Raw genomic sequence first — 19,877 nt, forward strand, 5'->3', positions numbered from 1 at the left:
GTAACAACTCCTAAAAAAATCTAATTCTATAATCAATTAAAACTTGGTATCCAAGCCGAGATGATTTTTACTATTGCCCTTATTTTCTACTTTTTTCGAGCAAATTTCAAGAAAGAATTCCGATACTCGCCTGTTTTACCCCTATAAACATCTTAACCGGCCCACCTCTAGGGTTGGCCGGTCATGATTAAAGTTCTAGCTCTCCCATTCGCAGGAGCTCTACAACAGCTTGGGAACGCCCCTTTACACCAAGCTTTTGCATGGCGTTTGAAATATGGTTCCGAACTGTTTTTTCGCTGATAAATAATTCACTAGCGATCTCTTTTGTTGTTTTGTCTTGTACTAACAGTTCGAAAACTTCTCTTTCGCGTTTAGTGAGTAATGGCTTGTGAGTATATTCATTTTCCTTCAAGTATTGTAACCCTCCTTGCCTTCGCCAGCTGTGAACTGCGGGGTGGGTATAAATTTAGTCAAAATATCATATGTGAAGGAAAGTAGTGGAGTGACAATAATTAAAGGACTTCAGCCAATTTTTATAATTAGGCTAAATTCCAAGTCCATATTCGTTTTCAAATACCTTATTTTATTGATTTACCAGGCGCTAGCAGCAGACTTAAAATCTCTGCAAATTAATTTTTTAAGCTTTACGAAAAATTAATTTCACAACACCTTATTGAACGGTGGATTTTTTGCTTTTTAAAAATAGCTCCCTCATTTCTTCTGTCCAGGGTTCGCCCTTGCCTGTTTTCTTGGAAATCTGGACAATCGTCCCCCTGCCAGTAAGGCAAATGGAACCATCGGCTTTCTTTGCCATATAATGAAGGTCTACCGAGGAATTGCCGACTGAGTTGGCCTTGACAAAAATCCTCAGGTCTTCATCAAAAAAGATCTGGCTTAAATAATCGCATTGCAGATCTGCTACAACCGGGATTGTTTTGTTTTCCGGCTTTACCCAATCCTGCATGAATCCCTGACTCTTGAAATATTCAATCCTCGCCTGTTCAAAATATGTAAACGGAACGGTGTTATTTAAATGTCCGAACATATCTGTTTCAGAAAAGCGCACTTTCACCTGGTAAAAAAAATCAAATTCCTTTTCCCAGCTGACAATCTCATCAATATATTCCATCTTCTTCATGTTGAAACCTCCCGAAAACTGAATGAACATTCATTCTTTTCTTTATTATAAGTATTTTTATGAATTTTGGAAATAAAAATAGATGAAAAAACGAAAAGGAAGGATTGGGAGTCCCAATCCTTCCTTTTCATTAGCCTGCGCTTCTATACCCGCAAGCCTTTGCTTTTTTATCGTGTCCCAAGTGTTTTCCGTTATTATCCATTACCTTGTCTTTCGCAGGGTTACCACTTTGTTCCGGACACTGATTCTGTCCAAAATCGATTTGTACCAATACTGGATCATGGTCGCTTGCACGTCCATGTTCTTCCATATACAAAGAATTGATATTGACGATATCAGCAACACTGCTGCCTGCAAGGTGGTTGGATACGAGAATATGGTCCAGCACCTGTGAATTCCCTTGATAATTGTACGTGAACCTTTCCCCAGATGGCAATGTTTCAATCATATTGGTTAGTTGACCGTTTTCAAGGGCATCAATTGGATTTGAAAATTCGAAGTCGTTCAGATCACCAAGTACGACTACATTTGCTTCAGGATCTTGAGCGTGTATCCCCGCCACAAATTCATTCAGCAATCTGGCAATCTCGATTCTTTTCACTTCACTATCAAGTACTGGCGGCTGCGTTTTGCCGAATATTGGGTCATCTCCGCCTTTAGAGTTAAAATGGTTGGCAATGACAACCACATCATCCCCTTTGAACTCAAACTCTGCTGCCAGTGGTTTTCTAGTGTCTTCAAAAATAGAATTCTGCGGATCGATTCTTCCTGGGTTCAATGTCAGATCCCCATTCTCATAGGCAACTGCTTCTGTCGAAGTGCCTTTAGGGGCATCTTTCAATTGCACTCGTTCCGGGTTAAATAAGTATCCGACACGTATATTTCCGCCTGGTGCCCCTCCGTCCTGATTGTATTCAGGAGCAATATCCGTCCACTTGTATACAGGCCCGCCCTGCGCCGCGATTTCATCGATCAGTGTCTGGTAACTCTGGGATGCATCTGCGGATCCGCTAGCTGTCTGGCCGTCATTATCCTGAACTTCTACCAATCCAATGATATCAGGCGAGTTCAAATTTTGGATGATTGAACCAGCAATTCTTTTTGTCTTAGCTGCGTCAGTTTCAGCGGAGAAGTTTTCAATATTATAGCTGGCGATTGTCAGTTGATCTTTTCCCGCTTCCAACTCCGAATAATCTTCTACAAATTCAGCTTCATTTAACTCAGGCAGAGTTTCCTGGTCCACCAATATCTTAAAATTGGAGAAGCTATAACTTACAACACCTGTGACCAATCCATCAAAACGGTCTCCTGCCTTTGCGATAAAGTCTCGATTGATCAGCAGGAACAATCTTTCAGGGTTGCTGCTTTCCTTCGTCAGCAAAATTCCGCCTTGAGGGCTATATACCTTCCCTTCAACCTGATTGGCGATGACAGGTACTTCGCCATACTTTTGAGGGCCGATTACCTGGGGACTTTCAACCCCGATCCTCATGCCTTCAAGACTTTCATAAAAATCGATCCCATCTTCTTCTGGATCAAAAACACCAAACTGATCATTGTCAATGACCCTGGTTGGCTGCATTCTATCTTGATCAATGATGACCGGCTCGGGGAGCTCCGTGCCTGAAGCCAGCTTTGTTACGGCAGTCGCATTGATTTCAGTCATCGCCAGATCCGTTTGCAGCTTATCGCCGTACCCATCAAGAACCCATTCCTTAACGAGTCCATCCACTTTTACCAAATCACCCACAGCAAGCCCATGAGATTTTTTGTATACGTAGATAGCTTCAGAAGTATTAGGGTTCCCATCTCCTTGTGGTTCCTGCATAAAGAAGGCGCTATTACCCTCTATTTTTGTCACGACACCTGTTACACCGGCAACATTCTGGTCCTTATATGGAGAGATATGACCTTCACCCTGAATATCATGGATTTTTAAATTAGTAACAGCCGGGGGCTCAGGTTCTCCTGGGTCACCAGGGTTCCCGCCGCTGCCATCTGCAAATTGCATCGCTGTTGGGGATTTGAGGCCAGGTACAGTGAAATAAGCTTCGAGAGAGCCTGTAACCTGAACTTTTTTACCGATGAGATCCGGATTTGACATTAAACCAAATTCAGCCCTGAAAGTAGTCTTAATCTGGACTGGCAGGATCTTTGATGCATCTTTTTCATCGGGGCTGTCTGCAAGCGCAAAGTTGTAATCATCTTTGAAAGGAGCTTCAAAATCATACGAATTAGTTCCTGTTGTATGGGCAACTATGTATCCTTCAACCGTTCCGGTACCGCTATTATTTTCTATTGCCTGCTGGACAGTCAGTATGCCTTCTGCAGATGTTTGGCCTGTAAAGGGCATACCAATACTGATCACCAAAATAACAGCTGTCAGCAATGAAAAAAGTTTCTGTCGAATCTTCCCCACATGTATTCCTCCTCAGATTTTTTTATGAAATATAAAGCTTTGTCAGAAGGAATATAACATGGATAAATCAGCTATTCCATGAAGGTACTGTAAATTATGACTATTTTTTGAAAAATGAGTCAATAGTATGAAAACGCTATCAATTCCTATAGTTACCATCTTACCATTTTAAAAACCGTCCAGGACTTTTGATCCTGGACAGTTTTTGTTAGATTAATTACCTTCTGCTATTCTCTTGGCATAGATAATATACCGGTCAGGAGCATCCCCAACATAACTGAAAGGGTAGCAAGTTGTCAGCACGAGTTCTTCTTCATTATTCTGAAGTGTTATGATGCTGGTATCATCTGCGCTGACAATTTTTGTGCTGACGATCTCGTATGAATAATCTCCGTACGGCATTTTCACTGTCAAAAGATCCCCCACTTTCAAATCACCTGCTTTTCGGAAAACAGTATCACGATGACCCGAAAGCACGATTTGACCATTTTCATCAGGATAAAAAGAGTCTTTAAAATGGCCTACACCTTTTTCAAGATCATCCGGTTCCGTTCCTTCTACAATCGGCAGTTCTGCTTCAATTTTTGGGATTAATAGCAGGCCTGATGTCTCACCTGTTTCCGGCTTAAATTCTTCATTTTTCACGGACTTTCGATCTTCTTTAACCAATTCTCTGGCAGCTTTTAGCGAAGCCTGCTCCTGGCGCTTCATATCCCATAATTGGAACAAACCAATTCCGAGAACCAAGATTCCACTGATGACAATTACAATAGCCAACAATTTTGTTAGTTTCATATACTGCTCCTAATTGAGTTCTTAGTCTCAGTATACCAAGCTGTACTTATGTAAAAAAAGCATAAATTGAAAAGCCTCCTCTTCCATAAAGAAAGGGAGGCTGTGCTTTACAATGGATAAAGTTTTCAAATCCAATTAGACTCCAGCTCCAGAACTTGCCGGGGACTGACCAAGGCGCTTTGGCTTTTCTTTACACCTGGTCGCTTCCGAAGAAGTTCTTGAAAGATTGGAATGTTGTATCACGGTTCAAGGCAGCAATTGATGTCGTCAATGGAATGCCTTTAGGGCAGGACTGGACACAGTTCTGGGAGTTACCGCAGTTTGCAAGTCCACCGTCTCCCATGATGGTTTCAAGGCGCTCGCCTTTGTTCAATGCTCCAGTTGGATGAGCGTTGAACAGACGAACCTGTGATAATGACTGTGGACCAATGAAGTCTGATTTGCTGTTTACATTAGGGCAAGCCTCTAAGCAGACACCGCAAGTCATACATTTCGAAAGTTCATATGCCCATTGACGCTTTTTCTCCGGCATACGAGGTCCTGGTCCAAGATCATACGTTCCATCGATTGGAATCCATGCCTTTACCCGCTTCAACGAGTCAAACATGCGGCTGCGGTCAACCTGAAGGTCACGGACAACCGGGAATGTTCTCATTGGCTCAAGTCTGATTGGCTGCTCAAGCTGGTCAACCAGCGCTGAACAAGACTGGCGCGGACGGCCATTGATGACCATCGAACATGCACCACATACCTCTTCAAGACAGTTCATATCCCAGGCAATTGGTGTTGTCGCCTCACCTTTAGCATTAACCGGGTTACGGCGAATTTCCATCAATGAGGAAATGACATTCATATTTGGACGATACTCAAGTTCAAACTCTTCCTGATAAGGGGCTGAATCAGGAGTCTCCTGGCGGCTGATGATAAAACGGACAGTCTTTTTCTCTGACATACCTTATTACTCCCCTTTCTTCTTGGAATAATCGCGCTTACGCGGTTTGATTAAGGAAACGTCAACATCTTCATAATGGAAAGCCGGTGCTGAATTTGCATCAACAAACTTAGCCATAGTCGTCTTCAAGAACTCGTCATCATTACGGTCAGGGAACTCTGGCTTATAGTGTGCTCCGCGGCTTTCATTACGGTTATAGGCACCGATTGTGATAACACGTGCAAGCTGAAGCATGTTTTGAAGCTGGCGTGTGAACACCGCACCCTGGTTGCTCCATTTTGCAGTATCGTTGATATTGATATTTTTGTAACGCTCCATCAGTTCAACGATTTTATCATCGGTTTTCTTCAGTCTGTCATTGTAGCGGACAACTGTGACATTGTCTGTCATCCATTCGCCAAGCTCTTTGTGAAGGACGTATGCATTTTCAGTTCCATCCAATGACATAACATTGTTCCACTTTTCCTGTTCCATCTTGATTGCATCATCAAACAGAGCTGATGAAACAGCATCTGAGCTCTTTTCAAGCCCGTTGATGTAGCGGATTGCATTCGGTCCTGCCACCATTCCGCCGTAAATTGCGGACAATAATGAGTTGGCGCCAAGACGGTTTGCACCGTGCTGTGAGTAATCAACTTCACCGGCAGCAAACAGGCCAGGAATATTGGTCATCTGATCATAATCAACCCACAGTCCGCCCATGGAATAGTGAACAGCAGGGAAGATTTTCATCGGAACTTTTCTTGGGTCATCACCCATGAATTTTTCATAGATCTCAATGATTCCGCCAAGCTTGATATCAAGCTCTTTAGGATCCTTGTGTGATAGGTCAAGGTAAACCATGTTTTCGCCGTTGATGCCAAGCTTCTGGCTTACACACACGTCAAAGATTTCACGTGTAGCGATATCACGCGGTACAAGGTTGCCATAAGCAGGATACTTCTCTTCAAGGAAGTACCATGGCTTACCATCTTTGTAAGTCCATACTCGTCCACCCTCACCGCGGGCAGATTCACTCATCAGACGAAGTTTGTCATCGCCAGGAATTGCCGTTGGGTGAATCTGGATGAATTCACCGTTTGCATAATAACCACCCTGCTGGTATACGATCGCAGCTGCTGAACCAGTATTGATAACCGAGTTAGTCGTTTTACCGAAAATAATGCCAGGGCCTCCAGTTGCCATGATTACGGCATCTGAAGCAAATGATTTGATTTCCATTGAAGTCAGGTTCTGTGCTACAACTCCGCGGCACACACCTTCCTCATCCTTAACTATTCCGAGGAATTCCCATCCTTCGTACTTGGTAACCAAACCAGCCACTTCATGGCGGCGAACCTGCTCATCCAAAGCGTATAATAGCTGCTGGCCTGTTGTCGCACCAGCGAAAGCTGTACGGTGATGCTGTGTACCTCCGAAACGGCGGAAGTCCAGCAATCCTTCAGGTGTACGGTTGAACATTACACCCATACGATCAAGAAGATGGATGATTCCCGGTGCTGCTTCAGCCATTGCTTTTACAGGAGGCTGATTCGCAAGGAAGTCACCGCCGTAGATTGTATCATCGAAGTGCACCCATGGAGAGTCACCTTCACCCTTTGTATTTACTGCACCGTTGATTCCGCCCTGTGCACAAACAGAGTGGGAACGTTTTACCGGCACAAGAGAAAACAGTTCAACAGGAGTTCCTGTTTCTGCAACTTTTATAGTAGCCATTAAGCCAGCCAAACCGCCGCCGACTATGATAACCTTACCTTTACTCATCGTGACTCACTCCCTTAAATCCAAGTCTGTCTTTCATATCCGTTCATGGGTAAATCTATTTTTTAGCATAAGCTTGTTCATTTTTTAAAAAATCTTATACAAATGCCAGGATCGCACGGACACCAACGATGGAAAGCGCAATGAATACACCGATTGTGACATAAGTGGAAATCACTTGAGAACGCGGTGTAACAGTGATGCCCCAGCTTACGAAGAATGACCATAATCCGTTAGCAAAGTGGAAAGTAGTAGAAATGATACCAATCAAGTAGAACCATAGCATGAATGGACTTGAAAGAATTGTCTCCATCATCTGGAAGTTAACAGCAGCACCGAAAGCCGCAGCAATACGAGTTTCCCACACATGCCATGCAACGAAGATTAAAGTGATCACCCCGGACACACGCTGAAGCATGAACATCCAGTTTCTGAAATAGCCATATTGGCCTATATTGTTTTTAGCTGTAAAAGCAATATAAAGACCGTAAATAGCATGGAATAATAATGGTAAGAAGATAATGAAAACTTCTAGAAAATACCTGAAAGGCAACTGCTCCATGAAATGTGCTGCATTGTTGAATGATTCCTCTCCCCCAGTAGCAAAGTGGTTGACTACAAGGTGCTGCGTGAGGAAAAGACCTACCGGAATTACACCCAGCAATGAATGCAGCCTCCGCCAATAAAACTCTTGTCTACCTGCCATATGTATACCCCCCTTGAAATTTGGCCGTGATGTTAAGACTTCTCTCCCCATCCCTATTAACCTAAGAGATTGAAACAGCCTCACATCAAAAATATAAGCATTTCTTACAATTATGTGACATGTTCATTTTACTCCCATCATATTGGAGCGTCAAGAAAACGTATACATAAAAATGCTTATATAAATAAAATTTTTAAAATATATTGATATCGTAAAAATCCCACTTTTTATTTATTCCCACCTCAGAAAGAGTATATTAAAATAATACTATTGCCCTTTGCAGCCGAATGACACAAAATTAATTTTTGAAATTCCAAGTTACGGGTATGGTATAAACATGGAAAAAATTTATAAAATTCTTTATGGAAACAAAAATTAACAGTTATTTATTTTTATCAACGCCAGTGTTTTTTTGGCAAATTGTTTATAATAGATTCATAGAAAGAGGGGAGAACATGAGCGAAATAACAACTTCAGAGCCAAAAACCGAAAGCGAGCCACTCGCTGTCAGCGCTTTCGGATATGAATTGATCAGGGAAGAATTATTGAACGAACTGCTTGGCAAAGATACTCCAGAAATCCTTTACTGGGCCGGTAAACGCCTCGCCCGCAAACATCTTTTGTCCAACTTGGAGGAGACCATCCAGTTTTTCCAGGACGCCGGCTGGGGCCGTCTCACCATCAAAGAAGAATCCAGAAGAGAAATACTGCTGGAACTCAGCAGTGAACTGATTTCCTCCCGACTGAAAAAAAACCCAAATACCAAATTCCAGCTGGAAGCCGGTTTCATCGCCCAGCAAATGGAACACCAGAAAAAATTTACAGCAGAAGCATTCGAGCACCCCAATAAGAAAGCATCAAAAGTCCAGTTTACAATCAAGTGGGATAAGACTGATATTATTGAGTAAATATAAGAGGGCACAGTGAAACCGTTACTGTGCCCTTCCGCTTTAATGTGACGATAAACTCTCTTCTGCCCTTTATCCGCACATAATCCGCTTAAATGTAACGATAAACTCTCATTCTGCCCTTTTATCCGCACATAATCGTCTCTAATGTGCCTATAAACTCTTGAGGGACACTTTTACGATCACACAGCAGCATATATAAAAGCTTTCCTGGAGGGCACCCAGGAAAGCTTTAAGCATGATTTATTAGTTCGTCTTAACTGCTCCTGAATAAAGCTCGAATGCCTCATGGAGTGATTCGACGGCATGGACCATTTGTTTTTCGTTTACGACTGTGGAAACTTTGATTTCGGATGTGCTTACCATTTTGACCTGGATGCCGTTTCCTTCGAGGACTTCGAACATTTTCGCGGCAACTCCGGGATTTGATACCATGCCTGATCCGACGATCGATACCTTTGCCAGGCCTGTTTCTGATTCGACGGATTGATAATTCAATGATTCTTTATTCCGTTCCAGAACGTCCAGTGTTTCTGGCAGATCATTGCTCTTGATGGAGAATGAAATATTGGCCGTGCCTGCTTCTGTGCGGCTCTGGACGATGATATCCACATTGATATGATTTTGGGCAAGTGTTGTGAAGATCGTAGAAAGCCCTTTTAAAGAAGTGCTTACTCCCAGTACTGATACTCTCGTAATCTGGTCTTCAAATGCTACTCCACGTACAACTAGATTTTGTTCCATTTCATTCTCCTCCTCGATCATTGTGCCTCTTTCTTTTTCCATACTGGATCTTACTTCAAGCGGCAGTCCGTAATTCTTGGCGAATTCGACCGCACGCGGGTGGAGCACACCTGCTCCCAGGTTCGCCAGCTCAAGCATCTCGTCATATGAGACGCTCAGTAACTTCCTTGCGCTTTTCACAAATCTTGGATCGGTCGTGAACACGCCCGTTACATCTGTATAAATATCGCATTTGTCAGCCTTTAATGCGGCTGCAAGCGCGACGGCTGTTGTATCTGATCCGCCCCTTCCAAGTGTGGTGATTTCCCCGTCCTCTGTTACACCCTGGAATCCGGCGACAATGACCACCTTTCCTGACTCCAGCTCTTTGGAAATCCTTTCTGTATCAATATCGATGATCCGGGCGTTTCCATGGATGCCTTCGGTCTTGATTCCAGCCTGCCAGCCAGTAAAAGAAACGGCCTCTATTCCGCTCTGTGCAAGAGCCATTGAGTAAAGCGCGATGGTGATTTGCTCTCCCGTCGTCAAAAGCATATCCATTTCCCTTTTGGATGGCGCCCTTGAAATATCGTTCGCCATATCGACTAGGTGGTCGGTCGTCTTGCCCATTGCTGATACGACTACAACAACATTATTGCCGTTCCTCAATTCTTCTGCTGTCCTTGAGGCAGCATTCCTGATCTTTTCAACACTGCCAACCGATGTTCCGCCGAATTTCTGTACAATCAATCCCATTTGTTTCCCCTGCCTCTTTTTCAGTATTTTGCCTCTGTAAGAGCTTCATGGCTTATCTGCATATGTATTTTCCCCGAGCCTTTTAAAAAAAGAGCCGTAAAAACAGAAAAAGCAATGGAAGTGGCTCCCATTGCTTAATAAACGTGTATATACGCTGCAACATGAGATAGCACTCCAAGATGGCAATCTTGACAATCCAGCGTTTATTCAACGAAGGACCAGCGAGAAAATGGATAGGCATCTCCCCACTTCGGCAAGCATCCCCTTTCAAAGCCCTTCCCAGAATCCTATAATTCTCCGGCCTTTTACTCTTGAAGCTTGCACCTCTATCTTCACTTTAATACTCTAAAGTGATAGCAATATGAAATTTCCATCATTATAGCATACAAAAAAATAGATTGCTACATTAATCCTGTAATTTCTGATATAGTTCCTGAGCAACATTCGCCGGCAGCCCGGCTGCACTCAATTCCTCAACAGAGGCTTCTCGCATTTTTTTGACTGAACCGAAATGTTTCAGCAGCGCTTTCTTCCGCTTTTCGCCAATGCCTCCGATATCATCGAGGATCGATTGGAAAGCGCTTTTTCCTCTCAGCTGCCGGTGGAAGGTGATGGCAAAGCGGTGCACCTCATCCTGGATCCTTTGCAGCAGGTAAAACTCCTGGCTGTTCCGCGGCAATTCAATCACCTGCAATGGATTGCCATATAGCAGCTGGGAAGTCCTGTGCTTATCATCCTTGGCCAGGCCGGCAATCGGAATATCAAGACCTAATTCATTCTCCAGGACATCCCGGGCGGACTCGATATGCCCTTTTCCGCCATCGATGATGATCAAATCCGGCAGCGGCAAACCCTCTCTCAACACCCGGGTATACCGGCGGCGGACGACTTCCCTCATCGACTCGTAGTCATCTGGCCCCTTCACTGATTTGATTTTATATTTCCGGTACTCCCTTTTCTCCGGTTTCCCATCAATGAATACGATCATCGCTGAAACCGGGTCAGTTCCCTGGATATTGGAGTTATCAAATGATTCGATCCGATGCGGTGTATAGATCCCCATTTGTTTTCCAAGGTTCTCAACTGCGTTGATGGTCCTTTCCTCATCGCGCTCGATCAGGGAGAACTTTTCCTGAAGGGCGATCCGGGCATTTTTTGAAGCCAAGTGGACAAGCTCTTTCTTCTTGCCGCGCTGAGGCTTAAGTACTTTTACACCAAGCAATCCCTCTGCCATTTCGAGATCGACGCTTTCGGGCACCAATATCTCTTTTGGCTTGAAATGCTCATTTTTCGAATAAAATTGGCCAAGATATGTGAGAATATCTTCCTCAGGTTCATTATGGATCGGGAACATCGAAACTTCCCTTTCAATCAATTTCCCCTGGCGGATAAAAAATACCTGGACACACATCCAGCCTTTATCGACAGCATAGCCAAACACGTCCCGGTCGGTAAAGTCTGTCGTGGTCATCTTCTGCTTTTCCATCGTTGCCTCGATGTGGGCAATCTTGTCGCGGAATTCCTTTGCCCTCTCAAAATCCAGTTCCTCGGCAGCGGCAGCCATTTTTGCCGTCAAATCAACCTTGATGTCCTTATAACCGCCATTCAGGAATTTTGTGATTTCATCGGTAATCTGCTTATACTCTTCCTTGCCGACGTCCTTAATACAGGGTGCTAGGCACTGTCCCATATGGTAATAGAGGCAGACGCGGTCCGGCAGCGTCGAGCATTTCCTGAGCGGATAAATTCTGTCGAGCAGCTTCTTCGTCTCATTCGCTGCCTGGACGTTCGGATACGGCCCAAAATATTTGCCGCTGTCTTTTTTGACCTTACGGGTGATGATCAGCTTTGGGTGCCGTTCTGCCGTCAGCTTGATGAAAGGATAGCTCTTGTCATCCTTGAGCATGATATTGTATTTCGGGTCATGTTTTTTGATCAGATTGATTTCAAGCAGCAGTGCCTCCATATCGGATGAGGTGACAATATACTCGAAATCCTCGATTTCATTCACTAGCCGAAGTGTCTTGCCGTCATGCGATCCGGTAAAATAGGAGCGCACCCTGTTTTTCAAGACCTTGGCTTTCCCCACATAAATGATGGTTCCCTGCCTGTCCTTCATTAAATAACATCCTGGCTGCGCAGGGAGAAGGGCAAGCTTATTTCTGATTTGCTCATTCATGCCATTCACCTCCTGTTACGGTGTCCATTTATATAAAACAATCTCATGATAGACCGGGTCAAAAATTTCATTTGACGAAAATGTTTTCACTTCTTCAAGCTTTCCGCCTGGATTGATACCCTGGGACCGGAAGCCGTCTATTACACTATTTGTTAAATAGATCGTTTTTCCTTCATATAATCCCTGGTCATGAAGAAAAATCTTATAAGTATAGATTCGTTTATGGGGATAAGGCATTCCCAAAAACTGAAGCACCCTTGTTTCCTCCCATGTATAAAGGACAAACTCATCAGGCTGTTCCTCGAGATAATTCGCGAGCTGGTAGACAGCGGGTGATAACTCAGCCTGTTCCTGCACATAGCTTGATGAAACAATTGCCTGGGCAATGATTACAGCAAGCGCTAGATAGCGTGTAAATTTCTCTGCTCTTTTTTTAAAAAAGACGAGCAAGCAAAAAAATACAATCAGCAGCGCTACGGGCAATATATGCCTCGGCTTGTCAATATTCTGGGCAAAAAGCGCCCAGCCTCCATAAGCCAGCAACAGCAGCAGACTTAATTGGACATTGCCTTCTTTAAAAATTCCGCTGTTGCGGGATGGCCATAAAATAATGCTGCCAATAACTATATATAATACCATCAAAACAGTTGTTCGTGAAAATATTCCCCACCACAAAATGTTGGTAAACACGAATGCTTTCAACCTTGCAAAAATGGAAAGTTCATTCGATGCCGAGGTGCCACCCCATTCCTGAAAATGACCGCCGGTGAATCCGAATGCCAGCTCCAGGAAATTGGCGACACTTCCTTCGGTGAGAATCAGACCTCCAACCCAAATCAACTGGAACAAGCCGGCAATGGCCGTAAGTTTTATCATACCTGGCAAAGTAAGCTCTTGTTCCCTCCATTTTTTATAAAAAAGATAAATGAGGCCAATCCCCATCGGGATATAACTCAATCTGATCCCCAATAGCACACTGAATAAAAACAGGGGAAGGAGCATCCATTTCCCTGAAGGTTTTGTTTCTGCGGCTGCTATGCTCCAGAAGTACCACCAGAATGCGGCGAGTGCAGCACCTTCAGACATCGGCTGATTGACGATAATCAACGGATAGCTCGCTGTGTAAATAATGCCTGCAACGAGAAAGGCATTTTCCTTTGAAACGACTTTTGACGCCAGCAGGTACACGGGCAGTATCGAACTCGCATATACGAGCACATTGAATGCTACCAGCGCCTGTCCTGGATTCTGCACGAATTTATCCGTGAGCAATCCACCTAAAATGAAGTAAGGATAGCCAGGAAAATGGGGTTGCATTGCCCTTAAATCATATCGATCAAGCGCTAGGGTAAAGTCTACCTGATCCCAGGATGAGACGAAGGGATTCAGATTGCCAAGCTGCGTCATGAAAACATATAGGATAGCAAGCAAACTCACTCCTGAGATCAGGACTCGGTTTATTTTTGCGAAATTCATCTTACAAACACCAACTTTGTTTTTACGTATGAAAAAAGTACAAGGAATATCCCTGTACTTTTTCTGGAGAGAGGAGAGTTACACCTCAAAACTTTTATTTTACTTGTGGCTTCAGTACATTGACCTGCTTCGCTTCTGCCGTTTTTTCAGCAGCCTGCTGTTTCTTGGAGCTGCGTGATGATGTCAGCAGGAAAATTGCCGCAAAGTAGCCAATATAAGCAATGACTTCCTCGATGGATGGCATTGAAGAATATCCGAACAACGCCTTCAGGAAGATTCCGACATCACCGGATATGAGCGGTGCTGCACCGGTGTCCCGGAGATAGTGTGCATAATCAATCGGGTGTTCAGGCAACAGCCATGTAATATCGTAAACATGGTACATGACGCTTCCAATCAAGTTAATGTCCTGCATCATTGAGATTGCCTGTACAAGCAAACCGGCAGATATCAGGATGATGAAAGCTCCTGTAATCTGGAAGAATGTCTTGAGATTCACCTTCATTGTGCCTTTGAAGAACATATAGGAAACGACTACAGCAATCAGTGTTCCGGTAATCGCTCCCCATCCCTGCATTGCAGCACCGATGTTACCGCCGGTGATCGCTGCAAAAAAGAACACTGTCTCGATTCCTTCACGCAAGACAACGAGGAATGAATGGATGACCATACCGACAATATTGCCTGTCGAGATGAATTTATTCATTTTCCCTTCCATATTGCCTTTAAGGTTTTTGCTGTGGCTCGCCATCCAAAATACCATCTGGGTCAGAAGGACCGTCGATACAATCATGATTCCGATCTTGAGGTAGATCTCGCTGCCCATCGCTGCGAATCCGGTGAACACGACCTGGAACAGGATCGCTACCCCGATGCTCGCAAGAACGGCAAGACCCGCTCCCAGCCACACATACTTCGTATATTTGGAATGATCCATCCTTTTTAGATAGGTTGTGATGATCCCGATAATTAATAATGCTTCCAATACTTCACGAAAAGTAATCAATAACGCTTGAACTTCCATTGCTGATTCTCCCCTCTCCAAGGTGTCATCAAAATTTATGCTCTTCTTCTCTTTATGCCAATGGCCACTACTGCCGCAATCACTCCAATGATGATGATGATTGGAATCCAGTTGCGGAAATTCGATAAATCCGTCCAATCCTTTTTGCCCGTACCTTCTTGTTCAGTTGCACTTTCAGCAAAGTGACCTACTTCCAGGCTGGCGAGATTGAACTCCTTTTGTAATGAATCGAGGATTGCTTCTTTTTTTTCTTTAAAAGTCTCGATGTCCGATGGTTTTTTCCCGACGCCAAACAATCCGGGATTCCCCAATGCTTCCAGTGCAGCATCAAAATCAGCTTTGATCTGTTGGTCCACTTCAGCATTTTGCGCCTCTACCTTTGGCGATAACGCTTGATATGTAGCAAATCCTTTCGCAAGGAGCTTTTTGGAGTTGTCAAATTCCTCAAAATTCTTTTCGATGCTTTCAAGTCTTCTCGCTATATTCAATACGAGGAGTTTTTCCATATTCTCAATGGTTGCTTCTTTATCTTCATCATCCAGGCTTTTCATGATGACTTCTCCTGGCTCAGTTCCCATATGCATGTCAATTTCTTCCTTGACTGTTCCGAACAGGGATTTTGCCGCTGTGAAATTCGGAGGGTTCTCATCCAGCTTCAATTGCATTTCCTTATAGACTTCTGCAACCTTTTCTTCATTGGGATCCCCATATGAATATGCGCTGGCAGACAGCGGAATGTTACTGAGAATCAATATCAGTGAAAAACAAAAAAATATGGCTCTTTTCATTCGTTGTTTCCCTCCTACAATGATAATGATAATGATTATCATTATGTATGTCAATCATATTTGATAACCGTCACCTTTTTGTCACTTTTTTTACTGCCTTTACGTTGAAAAATCTCTTCTCCAGCAAGTTTAGATACCGGCCTGGACATTTCCCGGTAGACGGCAGGCACCACATTCGTCATATATTTTTTGAACGAAATAAAGGATGTGCCCGTTGTCCTCACGCGGTATTGGATTGGCACCTCCAGCACCCTGAAGCCTTTTCGGACAAGGTTCAGTGTCAATACTTGCGCATAATTGTAATCATGGATGATTTCTGCATGCTTAAGTACCTGCCTCGAAAATGCCCTCATTCCCGATTGTCCGTCAAAAAGCCATTTTCTTAATAATAAGGTTTGCAAAAATGTAAAAAAATAATTCCCCATCCTGCGGTGAAATTTCATTCCTTTTATTGTGCCCATAAATCGAGAGCCCATCGTATAATCAGCTTCTCCATTTATGATTGGCTTGACGATGTCTGGAATTTGCCAGGCTGGATATTCTCCATCTGCATCGATCATTACACCGACATCTGCACCCATCTTATAGCACTCTTGTATTCCCTTTCGGACCGCGGCACCCAGGCCGCGGTTTTTTTCAAAGCTGATGACATGGTCTGCCCCTGCCTTTTTTGCTTCAGCAACTGTTCCATCGGTAGATCCATCGTCAATGACCAGCACTTCCACCTGAGCAGCACCGGCAAAACTGCGCGGTATATTGCCAATCACTTCAGCTATTGACTCTTCCTCATTAAAAGCCGGTAAAAATACGATCACTTTATTCAAATTCATTCTCTTCCTTCTCTGCTTTGATTGCGTCCATTAAGACTTTGCCCCTGCTGCTTGCTGGATACGGCGCTCCCATCAGATAGGAAATCGTCGGAGCAAGTGAGACGAGGCTATGCTTTTCCTGGACTTTATTTCCCTTCCTGATATGCGGCCCATGCATGAAAAATGGAACAAATCTTTCACCTTCATCAAGGTGGCCATGGCCCCCGATTCCGTCAGCCTGCCCATGGTCTGCACAAACGACAAGCGTAGTGTTCTCCATTTTTCCTTCTGCCTCGAGCCATTCAACAAACTCCTTAATCAGTGCGTCGGCTTCCTCGATTTTTTCAATATAATCATCATAGAGGACTCCGCGGCTGTGTCCAACCTGGTCTGTCCCAATCATTTGCACGACAAACATGTCAGGGTCCTGCTCGTCCATGATTTTTCTTGCCCTGGCCAGCATATTAGTGTCAGCTTTATCCTTATGCATCACAGCCGTCACGGTCTCGACATCGCTTCCCATTGCATCAACCAGATGGGCTATGCCAAGCAGTCTTCCCCTTTTGCCAACTTTCCTCAGCGAGTCAAAGATCGTTTCCGTATTGACCCCAAGCTTATAGACCATATTGGATTTTATGCCATGCTCAAACGGATAGGTACCGGTAAACATTGAACTGAAGCACACCACGGTTCTCGCAGGGTACAATGTTTCCATATTCAGATATTCCGTGCCATTCTCTTTTAACTGGTCGAGAAAAGGCGTATTCGCCTCGTAAAAACGTTCCTTGCGCATTCCATCAATGACGATGACAATCACCTTATCGGAAAGGCCATTTTGAGGAACATCAGGCCCCTCATCCTTTGTATATGTTTCATAAGCCTTTGGTTTCCAGTCGAATAAATATTTGTGCAAAATAAAGGCAAACAATAATATGAAGCCATAAAAGATCACTAAATCCGCCAGGGGAAGACCAGAGCCGCCAGAAATCGCGGTATATGACAATTCCCATACGGAGAGCAGCAGCAAGAACTTCGGAAGCTGCTCCTGGGCATTACCGCTTGTCGAATCACTGTTCTTTAAAACGAGCTTCCAAAATCTCGTGAAGTTCAGCCAGGAAGTGCCAATTCTTAAGTGGTAATAAAACGTCCCCCAGAAAAACACGGTAAAGAAAAAATAAAGGCCAGCTGCAAACAGCAGCAAACTTAAGTTAAGATCGGGCCAAAAAACGATAAATACGATAAACGGAATCCATAGATAGTTTCTCAAAAACAACGGAAAATCATAAATAAAATACATGATAAACAGCGGCAGGACTGTAAGCAGGGCGAAAAGGAACTCTGTGAACCTTCCCGCGCTGCCCAAATCGCCGAGGTGGAATAATACCATGGTGCCAATCGTGAAAATTGGCGTGAATGGCTTCCCCTCATTAAGCAGATTCCAGCTTCGGGCCGCAAATTTTTCAAATTTAGATGCGCTTTTCATTTTAATCCTTCTTTCTCCCTGACCTGAAATTCCTTAGTTCCCTGCGAAAATATGCAGGAGAGGAAATCAATAACAGCAGGCCAGTAAAATATGAAAAAACAAATTTAAAGCCATGGCTTAAAATGGAAGCTGTATAGGCCTCCCTGGTCCCAATCCCCAAAATGGCCAAAGCGGATGTCATAACTGATTCATACGTTGATATTCCGCCAGGTGTAATTTGGAAAACCTGGCCTCCAACAGTAAGGGAATTAACCCACAAGCCTTCAATGAAAGAAAGAGAGATCCCCATGGACTTTGCGACATTCCAGATGACGAAGCTCTCCAATACCCAACTGATGATGACCAATGGGAATAGATAGAGACTCCTTTTTTGGGACAAAGCATCCTTCAACATTATCAGATGCTTTTGGACAAAACCAGAAAAAAAACGGTTTAGAAGCATAATTCCGATGACAGCGAGAATCGCGAAAGCTGCCAATAATGGCAAGGAGAGATTGAAGACAAGATCTTTGCCTAAGATCAATAATCCTGCTCCGGTAATGGATGCCAATGTAACTATATCGAGGAACCGCATAAAAATCACGGAATTGGCGGATTCATCGACGGTCAATTCTTGTTCCTTGGCGGCCAGGAACCCCGCACGAAAAAAATCCCCTGCTTTGACAGGCGTAATATGATTGATGGATAAACTTAAAAATATACCCTGCACACAGTTCAAGTACTTCACTTGTTTCGGAATATATACTTTCCATGCCAGGGCCCTGATTAGAAATGCAAGGAGGTATGTAAATGCGGCACCCCATAACAGAAAACCTGACCTCCAAAAATGGATGCTCTCGTCTATCAATGTGCCGATATGGAAGTATCTGAATGATAGGATCGCAAAAATGATCACGAGAATCATTCCAACGATTTTAAAAAGTAAGGACTTATTCCTTGCCATAGTAATCAACTGCCCACTTCACTGTTCTGGCCAACCCTTCATCGAAAGGAACTTTGGCCTGGAAACCCAGCAGTTCCTTGGCTTTGGAGGTATCAGCCCAGGTCGATGTCACATCCCCCTGCCTGAACCCTGCATGGTGAATCTTCATATCTGGAAAATGTTTTGCGATAGCCTCTATCAATTCCTCGATGGAAACTGGGCAGGAAGATCCTAAATTCATAATATTCGTTCCAGGCGCTTTATGGATTGCTGCATAAATCCCTTCAATTATATCATCTATGTAAGTATAATCACGTGATGTCCCATTGCCATAAACCGTGATTTCTTCACCGTTCAAAATTCTTTCTATAAACTTTGTGATCGCCATATCTGGCCGGCCCCATGGACCATACACTGTAAAGAACCTAAGGATTGTCATATCATACTTGTACATGCTAGCGAATGCATGGCAAAAGGATTCGGCACCATATTTAGCTGCAGCGTAGGGTGAGATCACTTTGCCAGTTGCCATTGCTTCTGTTAATGGTTTATTCGCCTGTTCTCCATATACAGAAGATGAGGAAGCGTAAATGACCTTCTTTACATTCGACTCGCCGGAGAACTTCAGGACGTTGACGGTCGCTTTTACGTCATAATCGACATATTGCCCGGGGGCTTCAAGTGAGTAGCTGACTCCAGGCAATGCTGCCAGGTGAACTACACAGTCTGCCTGAAATTCAAGGAAAATTCTCCGGATATCCTCCTCATCATCCAGCAGGTTCTTTTCCTCAAATCGATACGGTCCCGCTTCTCCAATGTAATGCAGCTGGTCCAATTTCCTTTTTTTTGAGTAATAAGGATGGATTGCATCTATGACCAGTACCTCATTGCCTTCTTCCACTAACTTTCTTGATAGGTGGCAGCCGATGAAACCGGCACCGCCTGTAACGATTATTTTCAAAGAATACACCTCAGTCACGATTGTCTCTGCCATTCTATATTATAGAGAAATTTAGAAGCAGAGTAAAAAAGGAAAAA

The 19,877-nt window shown here is 43.8% G+C and carries 17 protein-coding genes and 1 riboswitch; of the genes, 1 reads left to right on the top strand and 16 read right to left on the bottom strand.

Annotated elements, in window-relative coordinates:
• Positions 1-187: 187 nt before the first annotated feature.
• From gerE to QNH36_RS17875, 7 genes are all read right to left on the bottom strand, one after another.
• The gene (gerE, locus tag QNH36_RS17845) at positions 188-412 is read right to left on the bottom strand and encodes a spore germination transcription factor GerE (protein ID WP_019154738.1); all 225 of its coding nucleotides are present in this window, start codon (positions 410-412) and stop codon (positions 188-190) included.
• A gap of 258 nt (positions 413-670) precedes the next feature.
• The gene (locus tag QNH36_RS17850; RefSeq protein ID WP_144477591.1) at positions 671-1,138 is read right to left on the bottom strand and encodes an acyl-CoA thioesterase; all 468 of its coding nucleotides are present in this window, start codon (positions 1,136-1,138) and stop codon (positions 671-673) included.
• A 130-nt stretch (positions 1,139-1,268) separates the two neighbouring features.
• Positions 1,269-3,557, bottom strand: coding sequence for a DUF8508 domain-containing protein (locus QNH36_RS17855; RefSeq protein WP_251541043.1), 2,289 nt, complete (start codon positions 3,555-3,557; stop codon positions 1,269-1,271).
• Positions 3,558-3,770: 213 nt separating this feature from the next.
• Entirely contained in the window at positions 3,771-4,352 is a 582-nt protein-coding gene (locus tag QNH36_RS17860; protein WP_144477586.1) for a class D sortase, read from the bottom strand.
• A gap of 190 nt (positions 4,353-4,542) precedes the next feature.
• A complete protein-coding gene (gene sdhB / locus QNH36_RS17865) occupies positions 4,543-5,304 on the bottom strand; it encodes a succinate dehydrogenase iron-sulfur subunit (protein ID WP_144477583.1) in 762 nt (253 codons plus the stop codon).
• A 6-nt stretch (positions 5,305-5,310) separates the two neighbouring features.
• Entirely contained in the window at positions 5,311-7,068 is a 1,758-nt protein-coding gene (sdhA, locus tag QNH36_RS17870) for a succinate dehydrogenase flavoprotein subunit (protein WP_144477581.1), read from the bottom strand.
• 94 nt (positions 7,069-7,162) lie between these two features.
• Positions 7,163-7,771: a succinate dehydrogenase cytochrome b558 subunit gene (locus QNH36_RS17875; protein WP_144477578.1), complete on the bottom strand. Its 609-nt coding sequence runs from the start codon at positions 7,769-7,771 to the stop codon at positions 7,163-7,165.
• A 455-nt stretch (positions 7,772-8,226) separates the two neighbouring features.
• On the opposite strand from QNH36_RS17875, the gene QNH36_RS17880 reads away from it, so the two are divergent.
• Entirely contained in the window at positions 8,227-8,679 is a 453-nt protein-coding gene (locus QNH36_RS17880) for a YslB family protein (protein WP_283903906.1), read from the top strand.
• 246 nt (positions 8,680-8,925) lie between these two features.
• Here QNH36_RS17880 and QNH36_RS17885 read toward each other — a convergent pair whose 3' ends face one another.
• From QNH36_RS17885 to QNH36_RS17925, 9 genes are all read right to left on the bottom strand, one after another.
• The gene (locus tag QNH36_RS17885; protein ID WP_283903907.1) at positions 8,926-10,158 is read right to left on the bottom strand and encodes an aspartate kinase; all 1,233 of its coding nucleotides are present in this window, start codon (positions 10,156-10,158) and stop codon (positions 8,926-8,928) included.
• A 159-nt stretch (positions 10,159-10,317) separates the two neighbouring features.
• A riboswitch (Lysine riboswitch) is annotated at positions 10,318-10,495 on the bottom strand.
• Positions 10,496-10,564: 69 nt separating this feature from the next.
• Complete coding sequence (uvrC, locus tag QNH36_RS17890) at positions 10,565-12,337, bottom strand: excinuclease ABC subunit UvrC (protein ID WP_283903908.1); 1,773 nt, start codon at positions 12,335-12,337, stop codon at positions 10,565-10,567.
• 15 nt (positions 12,338-12,352) lie between these two features.
• The gene (locus tag QNH36_RS17895) at positions 12,353-13,813 is read right to left on the bottom strand and encodes a hypothetical protein (protein WP_283903909.1); all 1,461 of its coding nucleotides are present in this window, start codon (positions 13,811-13,813) and stop codon (positions 12,353-12,355) included.
• Between the two features lie 94 nt (positions 13,814-13,907).
• Entirely contained in the window at positions 13,908-14,837 is a 930-nt protein-coding gene (locus QNH36_RS17900) for an FTR1 family iron permease (RefSeq protein WP_144477564.1), read from the bottom strand.
• 35 nt (positions 14,838-14,872) lie between these two features.
• Positions 14,873-15,625, bottom strand: coding sequence for a hypothetical protein (locus QNH36_RS17905; protein WP_144477561.1), 753 nt, complete (start codon positions 15,623-15,625; stop codon positions 14,873-14,875).
• A 50-nt stretch (positions 15,626-15,675) separates the two neighbouring features.
• Complete coding sequence (locus tag QNH36_RS17910) at positions 15,676-16,455, bottom strand: glycosyltransferase family 2 protein (RefSeq protein WP_283903910.1); 780 nt, start codon at positions 16,453-16,455, stop codon at positions 15,676-15,678.
• Positions 16,442-17,917 carry an alkaline phosphatase family protein gene (locus QNH36_RS17915; RefSeq protein ID WP_283903911.1) on the bottom strand — a complete coding sequence of 492 codons (1,476 nt, stop codon included), beginning with the start codon at positions 17,915-17,917 and terminating at the stop codon, positions 16,442-16,444. Before QNH36_RS17915 ends, QNH36_RS17910 begins: the two co-directional genes overlap by 14 nt.
• Before the next feature lies 1 nt (position 17,918).
• Positions 17,919-18,860 carry a lysylphosphatidylglycerol synthase transmembrane domain-containing protein gene (locus QNH36_RS17920; RefSeq protein WP_251541055.1) on the bottom strand — a complete coding sequence of 314 codons (942 nt, stop codon included), beginning with the start codon at positions 18,858-18,860 and terminating at the stop codon, positions 17,919-17,921.
• Positions 18,847-19,800, bottom strand: coding sequence for an NAD-dependent epimerase/dehydratase family protein (locus QNH36_RS17925; RefSeq protein ID WP_283903912.1), 954 nt, complete (start codon positions 19,798-19,800; stop codon positions 18,847-18,849). Before QNH36_RS17925 ends, QNH36_RS17920 begins: the two co-directional genes overlap by 14 nt.
• Between the last annotated feature and the right edge of the window lie 77 nt (positions 19,801-19,877).

Source organism: Mesobacillus sp. AQ2 (assembly GCF_030122805.1).
GTDB classification, from domain to species: domain Bacteria; phylum Bacillota; class Bacilli; order Bacillales; family Cytobacillaceae; genus Mesobacillus; species Mesobacillus oceanisediminis_A.